At 48.4% G+C, this 16,564-nt stretch carries 16 protein-coding genes and 1 pseudogene; 1 reads left to right on the forward strand and 16 read right to left on the reverse strand.

All coding sequences use genetic code 11. The features are described from left to right. Positions 1-106: 106 nt before the first annotated feature. The 11 genes from ACLJRH_RS04265 to ybgI form a co-directional block, all read right to left on the reverse strand. Entirely contained in the window at positions 107-1,240 is a 1,134-nt protein-coding gene (locus ACLJRH_RS04265) for a glycosyltransferase family 4 protein (RefSeq protein WP_023136711.1), read from the reverse strand. A gap of 12 nt (positions 1,241-1,252) precedes the next feature. Then, positions 1,253-2,149 carry a glycosyltransferase gene (locus ACLJRH_RS04270; RefSeq protein WP_162493579.1) on the reverse strand — a complete coding sequence of 299 codons (897 nt, stop codon included), beginning with the start codon at positions 2,147-2,149 and terminating at the stop codon, positions 1,253-1,255. Beyond that, the gene (gene glf, locus ACLJRH_RS04275) at positions 2,146-3,297 is read right to left on the reverse strand and encodes a UDP-galactopyranose mutase (RefSeq protein ID WP_001531005.1); all 1,152 of its coding nucleotides are present in this window, start codon (positions 3,295-3,297) and stop codon (positions 2,146-2,148) included. The genes ACLJRH_RS04270 and glf overlap by 4 nt, the downstream gene beginning before the upstream one ends. 285 nt (positions 3,298-3,582) lie before the next feature. Continuing rightward, positions 3,583-4,323, reverse strand: a complete 741-nt coding sequence (locus tag ACLJRH_RS04280) for a hypothetical protein (RefSeq protein WP_001194235.1) — start codon at positions 4,321-4,323, stop codon at positions 3,583-3,585. A gap of 1 nt (position 4,324) precedes the next feature. Next, positions 4,325-4,660, reverse strand: a complete 336-nt coding sequence (locus tag ACLJRH_RS04285) for a hypothetical protein (protein WP_077906418.1) — start codon at positions 4,658-4,660, stop codon at positions 4,325-4,327. Positions 4,661-5,119: 459 nt separating this feature from the next. Next, positions 5,120-5,686: a tyrosine-type DNA invertase gene (locus ACLJRH_RS04290; protein ID WP_000824704.1), complete on the reverse strand. Its 567-nt coding sequence runs from the start codon at positions 5,684-5,686 to the stop codon at positions 5,120-5,122. Positions 5,687-5,745: 59 nt separating this feature from the next. Then, a complete protein-coding gene (locus ACLJRH_RS04295) occupies positions 5,746-5,877 on the reverse strand; it encodes a hypothetical protein (protein ID WP_001528846.1) in 132 nt (43 codons plus the stop codon). A 323-nt stretch (positions 5,878-6,200) separates the two neighbouring features. Next, positions 6,201-6,935 carry a 5-oxoprolinase subunit PxpA gene (gene pxpA / locus ACLJRH_RS04300; RefSeq protein ID WP_001017913.1) on the reverse strand — a complete coding sequence of 245 codons (735 nt, stop codon included), beginning with the start codon at positions 6,933-6,935 and terminating at the stop codon, positions 6,201-6,203. Continuing rightward, the gene (gene pxpC / locus ACLJRH_RS04305; protein ID WP_000932036.1) at positions 6,925-7,857 is read right to left on the reverse strand and encodes a 5-oxoprolinase subunit PxpC; all 933 of its coding nucleotides are present in this window, start codon (positions 7,855-7,857) and stop codon (positions 6,925-6,927) included. The genes pxpA and pxpC overlap by 11 nt, the downstream gene beginning before the upstream one ends. Further along, positions 7,851-8,507 carry a 5-oxoprolinase subunit PxpB gene (pxpB, locus tag ACLJRH_RS04310; protein ID WP_001188366.1) on the reverse strand — a complete coding sequence of 219 codons (657 nt, stop codon included), beginning with the start codon at positions 8,505-8,507 and terminating at the stop codon, positions 7,851-7,853. The genes pxpC and pxpB overlap by 7 nt, the downstream gene beginning before the upstream one ends. Before the next feature lie 15 nt (positions 8,508-8,522). After that, on the reverse strand, positions 8,523-9,266 hold the full coding sequence (gene ybgI / locus ACLJRH_RS04315; protein ID WP_000798844.1) for a radiation resistance protein YbgI: 744 nt from the start codon (positions 9,264-9,266) through the stop codon (positions 8,523-8,525). Between the two features lie 328 nt (positions 9,267-9,594). Between ybgI and ACLJRH_RS04320 the strand changes: the two genes are divergently transcribed. After that, a complete protein-coding gene (locus ACLJRH_RS04320; protein WP_023136713.1) occupies positions 9,595-11,076 on the forward strand; it encodes an MFS transporter in 1,482 nt (493 codons plus the stop codon). A 38-nt stretch (positions 11,077-11,114) separates the two neighbouring features. Here ACLJRH_RS04320 and phrB read toward each other — a convergent pair whose 3' ends face one another. From phrB to ACLJRH_RS04345, 5 genes and pseudogenes are all read right to left on the reverse strand, one after another. Beyond that, positions 11,115-12,536 carry a deoxyribodipyrimidine photo-lyase gene (phrB, locus tag ACLJRH_RS04325; protein ID WP_023136714.1) on the reverse strand — a complete coding sequence of 474 codons (1,422 nt, stop codon included), beginning with the start codon at positions 12,534-12,536 and terminating at the stop codon, positions 11,115-11,117. Positions 12,537-12,650: 114 nt separating this feature from the next. Next, positions 12,651-13,331, reverse strand: a complete 681-nt coding sequence (locus tag ACLJRH_RS04330) for a DUF2931 family protein (RefSeq protein ID WP_031307558.1) — start codon at positions 13,329-13,331, stop codon at positions 12,651-12,653. A gap of 3 nt (positions 13,332-13,334) precedes the next feature. Then, entirely contained in the window at positions 13,335-13,997 is a 663-nt protein-coding gene (locus ACLJRH_RS04335; protein WP_023136716.1) for a DUF2931 family protein, read from the reverse strand. After that, positions 13,994-15,988: pseudogene (gene tssD, locus ACLJRH_RS04340) on the reverse strand (type VI secretion system tube protein TssD). The gene ACLJRH_RS04335 and the pseudogene tssD overlap by 4 nt, the downstream one beginning before the upstream one ends. A 339-nt stretch (positions 15,989-16,327) precedes the next feature. Continuing rightward, positions 16,328-16,534 (reverse strand): YbfA family protein, encoded by a 207-nt coding sequence (locus ACLJRH_RS04345; protein WP_000401437.1) that lies wholly within the window; start codon positions 16,532-16,534, stop codon positions 16,328-16,330. Positions 16,535-16,564 lie beyond the last annotated feature (30 nt).

Here is a 16,564-nt window from a genome sequence, read left to right on the forward strand (position 1 = left end):
GAAGAACTTATTCTTTAACGATATGAAAATATAACTTATTTATTTTCTATAATATTTACATACTATTTATCTAAACACTGACCCACTTCATAAGCACTTTATGGTGTTAGCAACCAATAGTGTCTTTATAAATTTGCAATGTCTTATTAATGACTAATATGCTGGAAAACAATTCCTTTACACGTTTTCTTCCATTCGCCCCCATCTCTAAGCGAATCTGTGGATTTTTTAACAAATACTCTAATTCTACCGCTAACTCCTGAGCTGAATTACTTTTCACGATCAACCCATTATAGTTATGAATAATCAAGCTATCACATCCGCCGGTATCATAAGCAATACATGCACGTCCTACAGATGATGCCTCTAATAAAAGCCGTGGTACTCCTTCCGGATAAATAGATGGTAATGCAACGATATTCGATTTCTGAATAAGCTCATATACATTCGAAGAGCGTCCCAGCCAGTTAATTAGTCCTTCATTATGCCAGTGATGAATGAGCTCCAAAGGGATAGCATCTTTATCGTCCTCGGCCAATATACCTGCAACATTTAAAACAAAATGAATATTTTTTTGTCTGAGGATCTTTTTTGCTTCAATGAGATCGCCAAGACCTTTACTCCATAACATTCGGCTTGCAAAAAGGACTATCGGTATCTCATGTTTTTTCTCTATAGAGAATTTATAAATATCCGGGTTAATTCCAGCACCTTCGATAACGATGGTTTTATGATAATCAATACCTACTAAACGCGATATTTTTCGTCGATCTTTATCATGTTCAAAAACAAAAACACCACGCTTATTACCGGCAATGTATTTGTAAACCAAAACGGTTAACGCACGCAATATTCTCATTGGCACGGTATTATATAAAAAGATTCGACCAAGTCCGACAAAGCTGATAACAACTGGACTATTACTTCTCCTGGCGCTAACCCCACCAATCAGACAAGGTTTGAGCGTAATACAATGCAATAAGTCAGGATTAATCTCTTTAATAATTTTCCGAGCGTTAAGGAATGCTCTAAAAAAAACAAACATATTAAATGACTGAGCAACAAGAGACACATTGTGACAAATAAAACCAAGCGTTTTGAATTTTTTTATAATCTCTTCACCAATAAAATGACTTATGATATGAATTTCATAACCCGCATCCCTTGCCGCTATCGCACGTTCTGTCCAATGTAAATCAAAGTACCAGTCTGAATTTACAAAATAACATAACCTTTTCATCTCTTCGTCCTGCTAATGATATTTCCCGCTAATACCTTTAAGTCCATGAAGTATTCCCTGCCAGATAAAATATAGATAATGAAATTTCTTACGCTGCCATGGTAATATGGCGAGATATTTAGAGAGGCGTAATACTATAGAAAGAACACTGAATATCCTGGGAACGGGTAAAAGTTTTCTCAGCAGCAACAAATTTCTACAAAGATAATATACTTTCCATTCGGGGCAGATACACCTTCCATGAATAGAGATATCATGAATAAATTTAATTTCTGGGGAGTAACGAATTTTCTGCCCGGACAATACTAGCTTATAACCAAAGAAAAAATCATCATAATAAAGGAAAAGTTCATCATGGATATCGTTAAGATGGTTATTCAATACCTTTCGATCAATAATCATACCAACGAATGACACAGTTTGAACATCAGTAACCTGAGTTCTTACTGGAGAAAACCTCTCTGGGCGTATCACATAATAAATAGTCTCAAACACCGTAGATGGAACCCTGATGAAAGGCAAATTCATCCGACAAGACCGTCCATAGGTGTCCTGAACTCGCGACGCAAATATACGGTATCTTGAGGTATCTAATAACGAGAAATGCTTTAAAATATTAATTTCCGGGTAAGCATCATCATCATAGAAAAATACCCAATCGGCATTACTATATGAGCATATATATTGACTACCTACTTTAAATCCGCCAGCACCACCAAGATTATCTTTAAGATTAAGTATCGTGATGCCAGGTTCACTTAATGAAGAAAGCCATTCCCTGGTACCGTCGCTTGAGCCATTATTAACGATAACAATAGAGGAAAAACCCGCCTTAACAGTCTCTCGCACACTTTTTTTTAATTTTTCAAGACGGTTAAAAGTTACGATTAGCGCTGTACACTTCATCAAACGGTAACTGTAAAAGCTGGCATTTCTTTTTGTTCATATAGCGACGTTAAGTATACGTCCGCCGTCTGTAATGCTTCAGCTATCGTGATGTCCATATCGAGATAACGATAAGTGCCAAGACGACCAATGAAAGTAATATTTTTTTCTTTTTTAGCCCGCGACAGATATTTATTCAGTAAATCCATTTTATCTGCCCTGCGAACAGGATAGTAGGGTATATCACCAGCTTCACATTCCCGACTATATTCTTGATAACATATTGAAGCTTCATGTCTCTCCCACGGAGAAAAATATTTGTGCTCAGTAATCCGAGTATAAGGAGTATCTATTGAACAATAATTCATTACTGCGCATCCTTGATAATCACTCTGGCAAATTATTTTTTTAAAGTCTAATGTACGATATTCCAGTCGGCCATATTGACAGGAGTAAAAGGCATCCAGCGCGCCACTGAAAAAAACATGATCATAATCTGTCCGCATTTCCTGAGTGAAGGAGCGACATAGTTCAACAGCGATATTTTCGTGTTCGACAATGGACTTGACCATTTGTGTATAACCAAATTTTGGTATTCCCTGAAACTTATGATTGAAATAGTTATCATTATAATTAAAGCGAACAGGGATACGTTTCAATACAGAAGCGGGTAACGCGGAAGGATGAAGCCCCCATTGTTTAATGGTATAACCTTTAAAAAAAGCTTCATATAACTCTTCGCCAATGAAACGCAAGGCCTGTTGCTCAAAATTTTGTGGTTCCAGAATGGTGCTATCACATTTTTGAAGCAGTAATTTCCTGGCGTCATCAGGTGAGCAGGCGACACCAAAAAATTGATTGATGGTATGAAGATTGATAGGTAGAGAAAATACCTGACCATTTACTGTAGCCTTAACCTTATTGATATAAGGCATCATCTCAGCGTATTTATTTACATAATTCCATACAGTTTCATTATCAGTATGAAAAATATGAGGACCATAAACGTGCACCATAATACCCGTGTGCTCATCTCGGGCATCATAAGCGTTACCACCGATATGCGAACGTTGATCAATAATATTGACTACATGTCCCTGCTCGGCTAACTGGCGTGCTATTACTGCGCCTGAAAGGCCCGCACCTACAATTAGTATCTTTTTACGTTGCATTATTTTTGTCACTCTGTTCGCAGACACAGATAATATTAGATGGTTTATCCAGAATCATTGTCATTTATATCAGTAGGGTAAAGTGAAATTTACTCAACGCATCCAGATAATTCCACGCTACCGCCACAGCGCGTAAACCCTCGCACTGATTACAGATTCATTAATGTCACACGTTATGCGGTATTTCCGGACAACGATGATTGCCATATTTATTTTGCGAAGATAACTCATTCAGAACGCAACATAACGGGTCTGAATACCGCGCGGCATGATGTAAATATGCTGTCAGCATAAATCCGGTGCGTTACCGGCCCCAGTTTTTACCAACGCACTCTGTTGACTGATGTCCGGGCCGACGTCCGGTATCCTTATTCTTACCGCATCAGATAGCGGTACTCCTGTCGGGATATCCCAGCGTTGTTTCAGCGTCTGCTCCGCGAGCCAGACCTGCCTCACGCCGGTTCCCAGCATACGGGCCGTCATTTCCGGGCTACAGCCTGACAACAGTAATCCCAGCACCCGCCGTCCCTGTTTTGGCAGACGCTCTGACAGTAACCTGACCAGCGTGCGGCTGTTTATCTCCATCACCAGCTCCGGTACGCTCAACGCGTTTTTCATCTCCTCCTCGTAAGGCGATGTCTGTAGTGATGACCATATGGCAAGCTCAGCCATTCTGGCCAGAACCCTTACCGACATAGCGCGTTTAATCAACCTCAGATGGCGGAAATAACCTTCCACGCTGACGTCAACCGGTAAAAACGCGTTACTGCTGCAAAAAACCACTGTCCGCGGATAACGCTGAAAAACCTGTTGCCACAGCAGAAGCTGAGTTGATGGCCGTCCGGCGGATATCACCATCGCGCCGGGCCACCGACGCAACCGATCCAGCAGCCCTTCTGGTGTCCTGAGACGAACGCAGTCCTCCACGCAAAGGCCACCGGTATCCGGAAACTGCGCAGGATTTTCGCCTGACTGACAAAACATAATCAGCCGGAGAGGCGGCAGTACTCTGGTTAACGTCTGCATATCAGTACGTCAGAACCTGGTACAGGCTGAACAACGCTGCGACGGTGGAGACCGACAGCAGGAGCAAAAATATTTTCGCGCCCATACTGTACCGACACTTACTGGTGCCCCCCCTTCCGGTGGACATTTCCGCATATTCTTGCGTCATCAGATTGTTCTCCTCTGGCCATTGCCGACCCGGCACTGCGCCAGCAACGGCAGCTTCGTGTTGTGGAAACAACATGTCCGCACCCTTTCGTGGACCGGGAGCCATTCCATGTCTGTATGAAAAATGACGTCTGGCCCTATCTAAACACAGCACTCTGACACCCTGTCCGGTTCTGCTTTTCGGCTGCACAGGCCGTCAGTCCCCCTGGTAGTAAATGCTCCTGCCGCAGGGTAATTCTGCCCTGTGCGGAGTACAAAATGACAAATAAAAAACACAGTAATCTATTGATTTATATATTTATTATGTAAATCAGCTTTCCCTGAACAGACTTCTCTGTGATTTAACAATATGATTCAAAAAGTTAAGTCCGCTTCGCGCTTTCATCATCCTCTCAGATTTACCCCTTCCACACAAGAGTCATGCAATCGTAATCTCTTGCTTATTAAGAAGTTATCCATATAACAATAAAAAAACTAAGGGAAAATTTACCTGGTCCAACCAGCACTATGCTGTATCCATTTTTGTCCTGCCTGCACAAAATGTTAATTTTAAGTGTTAAAAAAACGTATTAAATAATATTTAATGCTGATTAATCATCATATCAAAGAATTAAATCCTTTATTTAACTTTTTGAATCAGAACGTACGGTTATACTCGACGTTTTTTTCGCCATATTCCATGAAAACGCCCGGCGTTACTTGCGGTGTATCTTACGGTGTGCTGGATATTCCTGTGCCCCAGATAGTCCTGTATGAGCCGTGTATCAATCCCTTTATCAGCAAGGGCGTAGCCGCAGGCATGTCGCAGCATATGAGGATGTGGCGCTATCGTTAATTCGGCTAACCGCCCTGCCTCACGAAGTATGTAAAAAAATTGTTGCCGGCTGAGCGGATGCCGTCGCAGCGACAGGAACAGCCAGTCTCCGTCAGCCCCTTTCTCAAGATACTTCCTGGCCCTGAGCCAGCTTTTCAGTACGTTATACTCATCGGGAAGGAGGGGGTGACACGTTGAAAAGCCATTTTTGAGGCGCCGGATATAAAGCTGTCTTCCTGCAAGATCAATATCCGACAAGCGCAGCCCCAGCAGCTCACTGGCCCGGAAGCCGTGAATAAACGCCATCAGGATTAAGCAGCGGTTTCTTTCCGGGAAGGGCATTCTGTCGGTCGCTGACAGCAGTTTTTCAATCTCTTCTTGCGTAAGATATTTTCTTTTCACAAAACAAATCCATCATAACAAAATGAGTAATATACTAAAAAATCACTGATCAGATGAGTTTAATTTTCGCTAAAAAAGTTGCTATGCGTAAACAGCTTAAAATCCATATAGCTGACAATCTGGCACGCTATCCATGACGTGATAGTGAAACAGCGAATCAATCTGGCTTCAGTCTCCTGATAAGTTGTCATGACGAGGAATATAAATGCTAAAAATGAGGCTATCGTGAGGTAAATCAATCAGAAAGGGGTAATAGAGAGTCAGGTAGTTTACCCGCCCCGGAGGTTTGATTAGATGGCGATAGCTAACAATATCATAGTGATTTTCAAAAATTCTGCTGCTAACAGCAATAAGCTCATCATACTGGCTATTACAGCATCACTTGGTTATTTTTAAAATAATATATTATAAAGGGATTTATATAGTATTGAATAAATCCCTCTTCCTGACATTAAGAGGACAGAACACGATAATTTTTAGCAGCCGTAATATAATAGCTTCAATCGTCTGGCTCTCAGGCAATAACGTGTATATTACGCGCATTGAACGCGGCGCGTAGCCTGCGTGCGAATGCAAGCGCATACTCGCCGTCGCCATGAATGCACACCGTTTGCGCCGTGACAGTCGTCCACACACCAGTAACACTTTTCACTCTCCCGGCTTGCACCATATCCAGCGTTTGCGCCAGCGCCTGCTCTTCGTCGTGAATCAGCGCGCCAGGTTGCGTGCGCGGCACCAGGCTACCGTCGGCCTGATAGCCGCGATCGGCAAACACCTCCTGCCGCGTCACCAGGCGATAGCGTTCACCGGCCCGGATCAGCTCACTTCCCGCCAGTCCAACCAGTATCAGTGACGGATCATAGTCGTGTACCGCTTTCGCAATCGCCTGTGCCAGACGGGGATCTTTCGCCGCCTGGTTATAGAGCATACCGTGCGGTTTAACATGGCGCATCACGCCGCCTTGCGCCTGAACAATCGCCCCCAGCGCGCCGATTTGGTACAGCGTCTGGGCGTATACCGTTTCCGGCGGTAAAACCATCGCCGTCCGCCCAAAATTATCCCGATCCGGAAAGCTGGGATGCGCGCCGATCGCCACGCCGTTTTTCAGCGCCTCGCGCACGCAGGTCAGCATGGTTTGCGCATCACCGGCGTGAAAACCACAGGCGATATTGGCGGAGGAGACCAGCGTTAATAATTCGCTGTCGCTGGCGCAACCTTCGCCCAAATCCGCATTTAAATCAATGTTCATGCTGAAGTCGCCAGGTAAGCTGTTCCAGATAGCGCTGACGCTCGCGTCGCGCGTTGAGCGCCTCTTCCAGCGAACATTGCACAAAATGGATCGGTTGCCCTAGCGGGATCTGCGCCAGATGGTACATATCTGCCTCGATGATGCAGGCAATGCGCGGATAGCCGCCAGTTGTCTGGGCATCATTCATTAGCACAATAGGTTGACCGTTGTAAGGCACCTGTACGACACCGGGCAGCAAACCGTGCGACAGCAGTTCGCGATCCGTTGTCCGCGTTAACGATTGTCCCTGCAAACGATAGCCCATGCGATTACTTTGCGGACTGAGTTGCCACGGCGAACGCCAGAACGCTTCTTGCGAGGCGCGATCGAATTCACGGTATTCCGGCCCCGGCAGCGCACGGATGCGATTCCCCCACAGTAACTGCTTCACGCCCTGCGGCCCGCTAAACTGTCGCGATGCTTTACCCGTCGCCAGCCGATCGCCATCTTTTAGCAGCCGTCCTTCCAGCCCACCGATACCGGACTTCAGATCGGTACTACACGATCCCATCACCTCCGGCACAGCAATACCACCCGCTACCGCCAGATAGCTACGCATCCCGTGAAGCGGTCGATGCAGCGTAAGACGTTGACCCGCTTTTACCAGCAATCGCCAGCCTGTCCAGACCGGTTGATCATCCAACTGCGCCTCGCAGCCTGCGCCGGTAAGAGCGAACCAGGTCTCATTTTCAAATTCGACAACCAGTTGACCGAGAGTGATTTCCAGCGCCGGGGCATTCGCATCGTTCCCGACCAGGAGATTAGCGGTCTGAAAGGCGGGTTTATCCAGCGCACCGCAGTGACTCAGCCCCGACTGACGAAAGCCGTGACGCCCGCTATCCTGCACGGAGGTGTAAATCCCCGCGCGAATAATATTCAGCATATTCCCTCCTTTTGCGGCACAAAGCGTACGCTATCGCCAGGGCGTAACAGAACCGGGAGCTCCCGCATCGGATCGAATAACTTCAACGGCGTGAGGCCGATCAGCTGCCAGCCGCCCGGCGTGGATAATGGATAAATCCCCGTCTGCGCGCCGCCGATGCCGACAGAACCGGCCGGAACCTGCAGGCGCGGCTCCGCGCGTCTGGGCATATGGAGCGGTTCTGGTAAATTCCCAAGATAGGGAAAGCCAGGCTGAAAGCCTAAAAACCAGACGACATACTCAACGGAGGCATGTAGCTCCACGACCTGCTTTTCACTCAAACCGCTGTGCCGTGCCACCGCCGCCAGATCCGGCCCGCCTGCGCCGCCATAGATCACCGGGATCTCAATCGAACGCGAGTCCGGCTCCAGCGCCTCGCTCTCTTCCCACCAGCGCTGCAGACGCTCAATCGCATCCAGCGCCAGGGTTTGCGGTTCCCGCAAGATCACGGTGATATTGTTCATCCCGGGAATGGCTTCCACCACGTTCGGCATATCGACCAGACGCTGCGTCAGACGCCAGATGCGTTTCTGGCTCGCCAGCGTAATCGGCGGTTCAAGTTCCAGGACGACTGCCGTTTCGCCTAACAGATAACAACGCGCTCGCTGCACTTTATTACCTCTCAGTTATGCCGGGTTAGGGATATCAATAAACGTCACATCCAACGCCGTGTTTTCGTTCAACCATTCGCTCAGGGCGCGAATACCGCCGCGTTCAGTGGCATGGTGCCCGGCGGCATAAAAATGCAGCCCCTGTTCGCGCGCGGAATGAATGGTCTGTTCAGACACCTCGCCGGTAATAAAAGCATCCACGCCGAAGCGGGCGGCGCTATCAATAAAACTTTGTCCGCCGCCGGTACACCAGGCGACACGCTGCACATTCTCTGGCCCGGTATCGCCGCACCATAGCGGTTTACGCCCCAGACGCGCTTCAATCCATGAGGCCAGTTCCAGCCCCGGCACCGGCATTGAGAGCTCTCCCCACGGCACCAGCGGCTCAATTTCTCCTTTCACGGTAATGCCCAATAGCGCCGCCAACTGCGCATTGTTGCCCAGCTCAGGGTGCGCATCCAGCGGCAGATGCCAACCGTAAAGGTTAATATCATTTGCCAGTAACGTTTTTAAGCGACGGCGTTTCATGCCGCGAATAACCGGAGACTCGCCTTTCCAGAAGTAACCATGATGAACAATGACCGCATCGGCCTGCAAACGCACCGCCTCATCGAGCAGCGCCTGACTTGCGGTCACGCCGGTAACGATTTTCTGTACCGTCTCTTTTCCTTCGACCTGTAAACCATTCGGCGCATAATCGCTTATTGCCGCACTGTTCAGCTTGTCGTTAATCAGTTGTTCCAGCTCGGTGTTTTTCATCATCGCTCCCTTTAACCCACGTTCTACTTTCCCGTTACGGGTTCAGTCTCCGTTAACATAGCCTCCCGTTAGCCGTTCGTCGATAAACATTTGTTTGACACATCAAGAAACAATCACCCCCGGGTTTGGCGCAAATTACTTAGCAAAACACGATCGGTTTCATGTATATTTATGCAATCAGAACGCATATTGCAGAAAAAATCAGTTCTGTATCATGTTGGTAACTTTAAGGAAACACGGCGATACGGCAGGCTTAATAAGCCCACAAAGAAAGGCATTATCTGAGAATGCCGCGTTCTTGCCGCAGCGTCTCTATCCCGGAAATACGATGAATAAACAAGCATCTCAACCCCGCGCTATTTACTACGTTGTCGCCCTGCAAATTTGGGAGTACTTCAGCTTTTATGGTATGCGCGCCCTACTGATTCTTTATCTCACCAATCAGCTAAAATACGACGATAACCACGCCTATGAGTTATTCAGCGCTTATTGTTCGCTGGTCTACGTAACGCCGATTCTTGGCGGCTATCTGGCGGATAAGGTGCTTGGCAACCGAATGGCAGTCATGCTGGGCGCATTTTTAATGGCGATCGGTCATTTAGTGCTGGGCGCCAGTGAGATCGCGCCGACATTCCTTTATCTGTCGCTGGCGATCATTGTCTGCGGCTACGGCCTGTTTAAATCGAATATTAGCTGCCTGCTGGGCGAACTGTACCAGCCTGAAGATCCGCGCCGCGACGGCGGGTTCTCGCTGCTTTACGCAGCGGGTAATATTGGTTCGATCGTGGCGCCTATCGCCTGCGGCTATGTGCAAGAGGAGTACAGTTGGGCGATGGGCTTTGCGCTCGCCGCCATTGGTATGCTGGCGGGGTTAGTGATCTTCCTGTGTGGAAATCGTCATTTCACCCACACCACCGGCGTGAATAAAGCCGTGTTGTGCGCCAGAAACTACCTGCTGCCGAACTGGGGCTGGCTGTTAATTCTGCTGGTAGCGGCGCCGTTGCTGATTACCGTTCTGTTCTGGAAAGAATGGTCTGTCTATGCCTTAATCGTGGCGACCGCGATCGGCCTGATCGTGCTGGCAAAAATTTATCGCCAGGCGCAAACGGCCAAACAACGCAAAGAACTGGGGCTGATTGTCACCCTGACCCTGTTCAGTATGCTGTTCTGGGCGTTTGCCCAGCAGGGCGGCAGTTCTATCAGCCTGTATATCGACCGCTTTGTGAACCGCGATATTCTGGGCTATTCCGTTCCTACCGCCATGTTCCAGTCGGTGAACGCCTTTGCCGTGATGCTGTGTGGGGTCGTCCTGGCCTGGCTGGTTAAAGAGAGCGTAAGCGGTAATCGCACCGTGCGTATCTGGGGCAAATTCGCGCTGGGTCTCGGTCTGATGAGCGCCGGATTCTGTATTCTGACCCTGAGCGCACGCTGGTCCGCCGCTTACGGACACTCTTCAATGCCGCTAATGGTGCTGGGACTGGCGGTGATGGGCTTTGCCGAGCTGTTTATCGACCCGGTCGCCATGTCGCAAATTACGCGCATTGATATCCCCGGCGTCACCGGCGTATTAACCGGAATTTATATGCTGCTGTCCGGCGCGATAGCTAACTATCTGGCAGGCGTCATCGCTGACCAGACCTCGCAAAGCGCCTTCGACGCCAGCGGCGCGGTTAATTACGCCATCAACGCCTATGTGGATGTTTTTGAACAGATCACCTGGGGCGCGTTAGCCTGCGTAGGGGTTGTCCTGCTGATTTGGCTGTATCAGTCCTTCAAATTCAAAAGCCGCGCGCTGGCCGTCGAATCCTGATAGCAGAAGGCCCGGTAGTTTGCGCTACCGGGCCTGTATCACGCCCCTTTTCTCGCCGCCTCATAGGCGGAAAGCGTCGCGATTCTCGCCTGTTTGTGTTCAACAATGGGCCGAGGATAATCAAGCACGACTCCCGCTTTTTCCGCCCACCGCCACGGCTCGTGAATCGCTTTTCCAGGGATATCGCGTAATGCCGGTAGCCACTGGCGGATAAATTCGCCGTCGCGATCGAACCTTTCCCCCTGGGTCGTGGGATTAAAAATACGAAAATAAGGCGCGGCATCAGTACCGGTTGAGGCGGCCCACTGCCAGCCGCCATTATTGGCGGCAAGATCGCCGTCAATAAGCTGCGACATGAAATAGCGCTCCCCCAACCGCCAGTCAATCAACAGATCTTTTACCAGAAAGCTGGCGGTAATCATGCGTAAACGGTTATGCATCCAGCCCGTCGCGTTAAGCTGGCGCATCGCCGCATCGACAATGGGATAACCGGTTTCGCCTTTCTGCCATGCCTGAAAATAGTGCGGGTTCTCCTGCCACGCGACGCGTTTTGTCCAGCGGATAAACGGCTGGTGTTTGCATAATGCCGGATACCAGGTCATTAAATGACGGTAAAATTCCCGCCAGATGAGTTCATTCAACCAGACGCTTCCCGGTCCGCCGTCCAGCGCCTGCGGCTGCTCCGCCAGTAATCGGTGCAGGCACTGTCGCGGCGACAGGCCACCCGTCGCCAGGCTGGCGGAAAGCCGACTGGTGCCGTCGACCGCAGGGAAATCCCGCTGTGACTCATACTCGTCTGCGCCCTGCGCGCAAAACTGACGTAGCTGCGCGATAACCGCGTTTTCTTCCACCGGGAAAAGCGCGGCGTCAAACGCCTGTTGCGGGTAGTTAAGCGAGACTGGCGTTAAGGGTGTAGAAAGCGCGCCGCTCACCCGGATCTTCGGGGCCGGAACGCATGGCGGAATATCCTCTTTTAGCCGTTTCAACCAAGCGTTTTTAAACGGCGTAAAAACTTTATACATTTCATGATTGCCGGTCATCACCACGCCGGGCGCCAGAATCACGCTATCGTCAAAGCCTTCGCAGATGATAGATGGCAGCGTTTTTTCCACCGCCGCATCACGCTGACGCTCGTTAAACTCATACTGATAGTTATAAAACAGATGGCTGACGTCATGCTGTCGGCAAACGTTTTTGACCGTTTCAATACTGGCGTTAAAATCCGCCACTTCATGAAACAGCAGAGGAATGCCTTTCTCTGCAAGGGCCGCCTGTAGCGCATTGAGCTGCGCGCTGATGAATGCCGCCTGCCGCGGCGCCATATCATGGGCCTGCCACTGCGCGGGGGTGGAAATATAAAGCGCCAGCACCCGCGCGGATGCATCGCGGCAGGCGGCGGCCAGCGCAAGGTTATCCTGTAAACGCAGATCGCGCCTGAACCAGACTAAATGGGTGGGCATACAACTCCTGAAAGATGAAACGTCACGGCGAATAGCGTTAAACAGTGTAGACCCTGGCGCATAAAAAAACCGCCAGCGTGGCGGCTGACGGTTTTTTCAGATGCCCCATTCCCCTTACCAGTTGCCGTAAGGGTATTTTTTATCTTTGATAAAATCTTCGGTTTCTTTTATATATTTATATCCACGGCTAAATCTGGTTACCCCCTTGCACATCGCCAGTTTTTCACCGGATACCGTCTCGACCACGATATCTTTGTCCTCCGTTAATCGCGTATTGGGCTTTTTAGTGTTCTCCAGCCAGACTCGTACCCGGCCTTCCGGTGCCAGACCAATTAGCAGATAACGGCGGTACTCCTGTACGCCAGCGTCCCATGGCGACGGGTAAGGAGTCAGCATCATTTCCCAGACCGGATAACCAAACGTTATCCACGTCTCATACACTTTTTTATCGATTACCGAATCCCAGCAAAAATGCATAGCCTGGGGAGGATTTTTGGCCTTATTGAATGACGCCATCCCAACGCTAAGATCGTCCTCCCATTCCGCAACCGTCGTTGAGCTGGGTATCGTGCCATCCAGCGCTCTGTACCGATACAGTATTCCATCCGTGTCCAGCAACTCCACATAAGTCACATCTGCTGGCAACGCATTTGGATAGAAAAAATTGAAATACCACTCATCATAGGGAGCAAGTAGCGAGGTCAGCTTTTTATCCGCCGCATGAACGGGTATTTCTGCGCACAGCAAAAGCGTCAACATCAGTATGGTCGTCACGCCGGATTGTATTTTCATCATCGCTTACCAGTTACCGTAAGGGTATTTTTTATCTTTGATAAAATCTTCGGTTTCTTTTATATATTTATATCCACGGCTAAATCTGGTTACCCCCTTGCACATCGCCAGTTTTTCACCGGATACCGTCTCAACCACGATATCTTTGTCCTCCGTTAATCGCGTATTGGGCTTGCCATTATTTACCAGCCAGACTCGCACCCTGCCTTCCGGCGCCAGACCGATTACCAGATAACGGTGGTATTCCTGTATGCTGGCATCCCATGGCGACGGGTAAGGGGTCAGCATCATTTCCCAGACCGGATAACCAAACGTTATCCACGTCTCATACACTTTTTTATCGATTATCGAATCCCAACAGAAATGCATAGCCTGGGGAGGATTTTTAGCCTTATTGAAATCTGAATGGATACCCATCACCTCTTCATTCCATTTTCCAACACTGGCTGAACTGGCGTTTGTGCTTCCCAGCATCCTGTACCGATACAGTATTCCATCCGTGTCCAGCAACTCCACATAGGTCACATCTGCTGGTAACGCATTTGGATAAAGGAAATTGAAATACCACTCATCATAGGGAGCAAGTAGCGAAGTTAACTCTTTACTGGTTGCGGTAACCGACAGTCCCAGCAAACCGCCCAGCAGTAACAACCTGAAATTACGCGTCATTTTTGAGAATTCCCTGCCATGTCATAAACGGTCCGGGTCCAGTTTTCATCCGGCCGGTTAACAAAACTAAATGTCTCAGAAGACGAGACCGCAGAGGAAATATTATTTTTCAGATGATAATCAACGGCATTCCAGTTGGCCGAACAGTGAATATACTTGCCGATAGTGTTCAACTCATCTGAAGAAAACTGAAGCGAATTGGCCCCATTAAAGACATTTTTTGCTTGTGATAAGGCTTTCTGGCATATCGCATCCAGTTCCGTCGGCCAGGAATAATCATTATTCTCCTGCATAGCATCAAACACAACGCCAGCCTCTTTGGCGACCTCATACATTACCCGAAGAGCAACTTTAGACCAGTCATTGCTGACAATTCGCTGGAAGGTGACCGCAGCGGCTACGCGCTTTTTCGCATTACCAAGGTGATCCGGCGATACCTTTTCATCCGTATTGGTCTCGACCTTCATAAGGCCTGACGGCAACATGGGCGCCAGCGCAAAGTAATACGGTAAAGTTTCTGCCTGCTGGACCGCCTTCTGGTAGACGCCGGTCGCCTCTGTCGGCACGTCGGCTAATACAGTTTCAACAGCGGGCCGACTCAAAAAAAGATATTCCTCTTCCTGCGGGTTATATCCCCCGCCAATATCGGCATGAGCCCCCGGCAAGCTTAATTCAGGCCATTGCGCTTTGATGCTATTGAGGCAAAAGTTATAACGGCACTCGTGCATCGCCGTCAGGTGAAAAACCTGTTTTGCCACCCCCGGCGGTAAACCTATTTTAACCGCCAGATTATTACCGTCATGGGGGTCAAGACCGTCCAGCATTCCCCCCACGGCTGTGACGGTGTCGAAAAGGCCTAAAAATTGCACCTCACCTGCCGGTTTCCCCTGGTATTCAACGGGCTGAAAAGCGGTCGTGATCGTCCTGACCAACACAGGATCTTGCTCAAAGACGCGGTTGGTAAAGTGGCGAGCGGCTGCGGCGCCGCGGCTGAACCCAAAGACATCAAACTGCAAACTTGCGATCGTAATGTCTTTGCCCCGAAGAGCGCCAACCACTTCCGTCAGTACCCTGCGCAGTTGGATCATCGCGCGATCGGTTTTGGCGATAACCCCGGTATCGTTATTTCCCAGCCCCATCCCCCACAGAGAATCGGCTTTGTTATTCTCGGTGCCAATACCTTCGATATAGATATCGCGTTGAATATTCTTTACCCCATCTTTAAGCTCTGGTTCTTTATGATACAACTTATTCAACCAGTAAATATTCGTATAATAATTCAGATAACTACCTGCTTCCGTTCCGTCAAAGCCCGTTTTCTTTATACAACGCTGGTTAAACTCCGTTAACGTCCGCGCATCAAGGCCATAGTTTTCTGGATTGCATTTCTGCATCCGTAAATTCGTGTTGAGCAGGTTGTTCCCCGTACCGTCAAAGAAGACGCCAATGGTTAAGACAATTTCTCGTTTTTTTGCAGGGTTATCAGGTGGTTCAACCACGGGAAGGGTTGCCGGAAAAAGTCGATTGTAGTTTTCTGGCGTTAACAGGACACTGTATTCCGTATTGGCTATCAGATGTTTTGAGCGAATATAATCATAATGTATTGTGATAAGTTCTTCAGGTATCCCCTCTGTTTGGGAATGCATTGAGTATGTTGTAATACCCGCTCCACGAACCTCAATATGATAATACTTCTCCCACCTTCCCCAGCGGTTAATACGATAAAAGCTAAAATCCAGAGAGCAACGCTCATTGTTATTTATTGCCTAGGCAAACAGCGGCGAGCTTTTATCAATCGGCTTACAAAAGCGAATCCCATGATGGTTGACGCCGTCCACAGTACTGCTGACCAGCGCCTGCAGGCTAAAAACAAAAATTTCATTTTCATGTCCGGTCTGGTAACGATTACCGACAGAGGGTTCACTGCCGCAGCCTTCGGATATCATCCCCTGACGTTCGCCGACTATTTTTAAATAAATAATATCGCTCATATATATTTATCACTTCTATATTTCATGCGGATATTGCAAATAAAAATATAAACAACATAGATAAATTTTATTTGCCAATAAAAGCGTATTTTTCAAAGAATTGTCGAATTAGTTTCCCGGCATGATAATGCTGGCAAACTTTATATGTGCTTTAAATATTTTGAGTTGCAGGATAAAGCGCCAACACTTTTAGTAACGCAAAGCATTGGTCCTGAAATTTACACTGTCTTTTCCCACCATATCAAATCTCTGCTGCGGTATTTGAGTCTGAGATCGCCGGATTGCTCATAGACAAAAACCGCCAGCGTGGCGGCTGACGGTTTTTCAGGCTGGTCGCGATTAATAAAAGTCGCAGGTGGCTTTTTCAGCCTGCGCCATCCATACCGGTTTATCACTGGTTTTCGACCAGACACGGTGCAGATAACTATAAAAACGCGCGCGGTCTTTCCAGAAGAGCATCACCGGCAGCGCCAACACGCCTGCGATCACCGCGAAAGCACGACGGACAAAAATGACATGCGCCGGATAGTCTTTATAGTGTTCCATACGTTTCCCCCCTTTATACCGACGCTACCC

The sequence above is a fragment of the Salmonella sp. SAL04162 genome (assembly GCF_046551535.1).
Lineage (GTDB): Bacteria > Pseudomonadota > Gammaproteobacteria > Enterobacterales > Enterobacteriaceae > Salmonella > Salmonella enterica.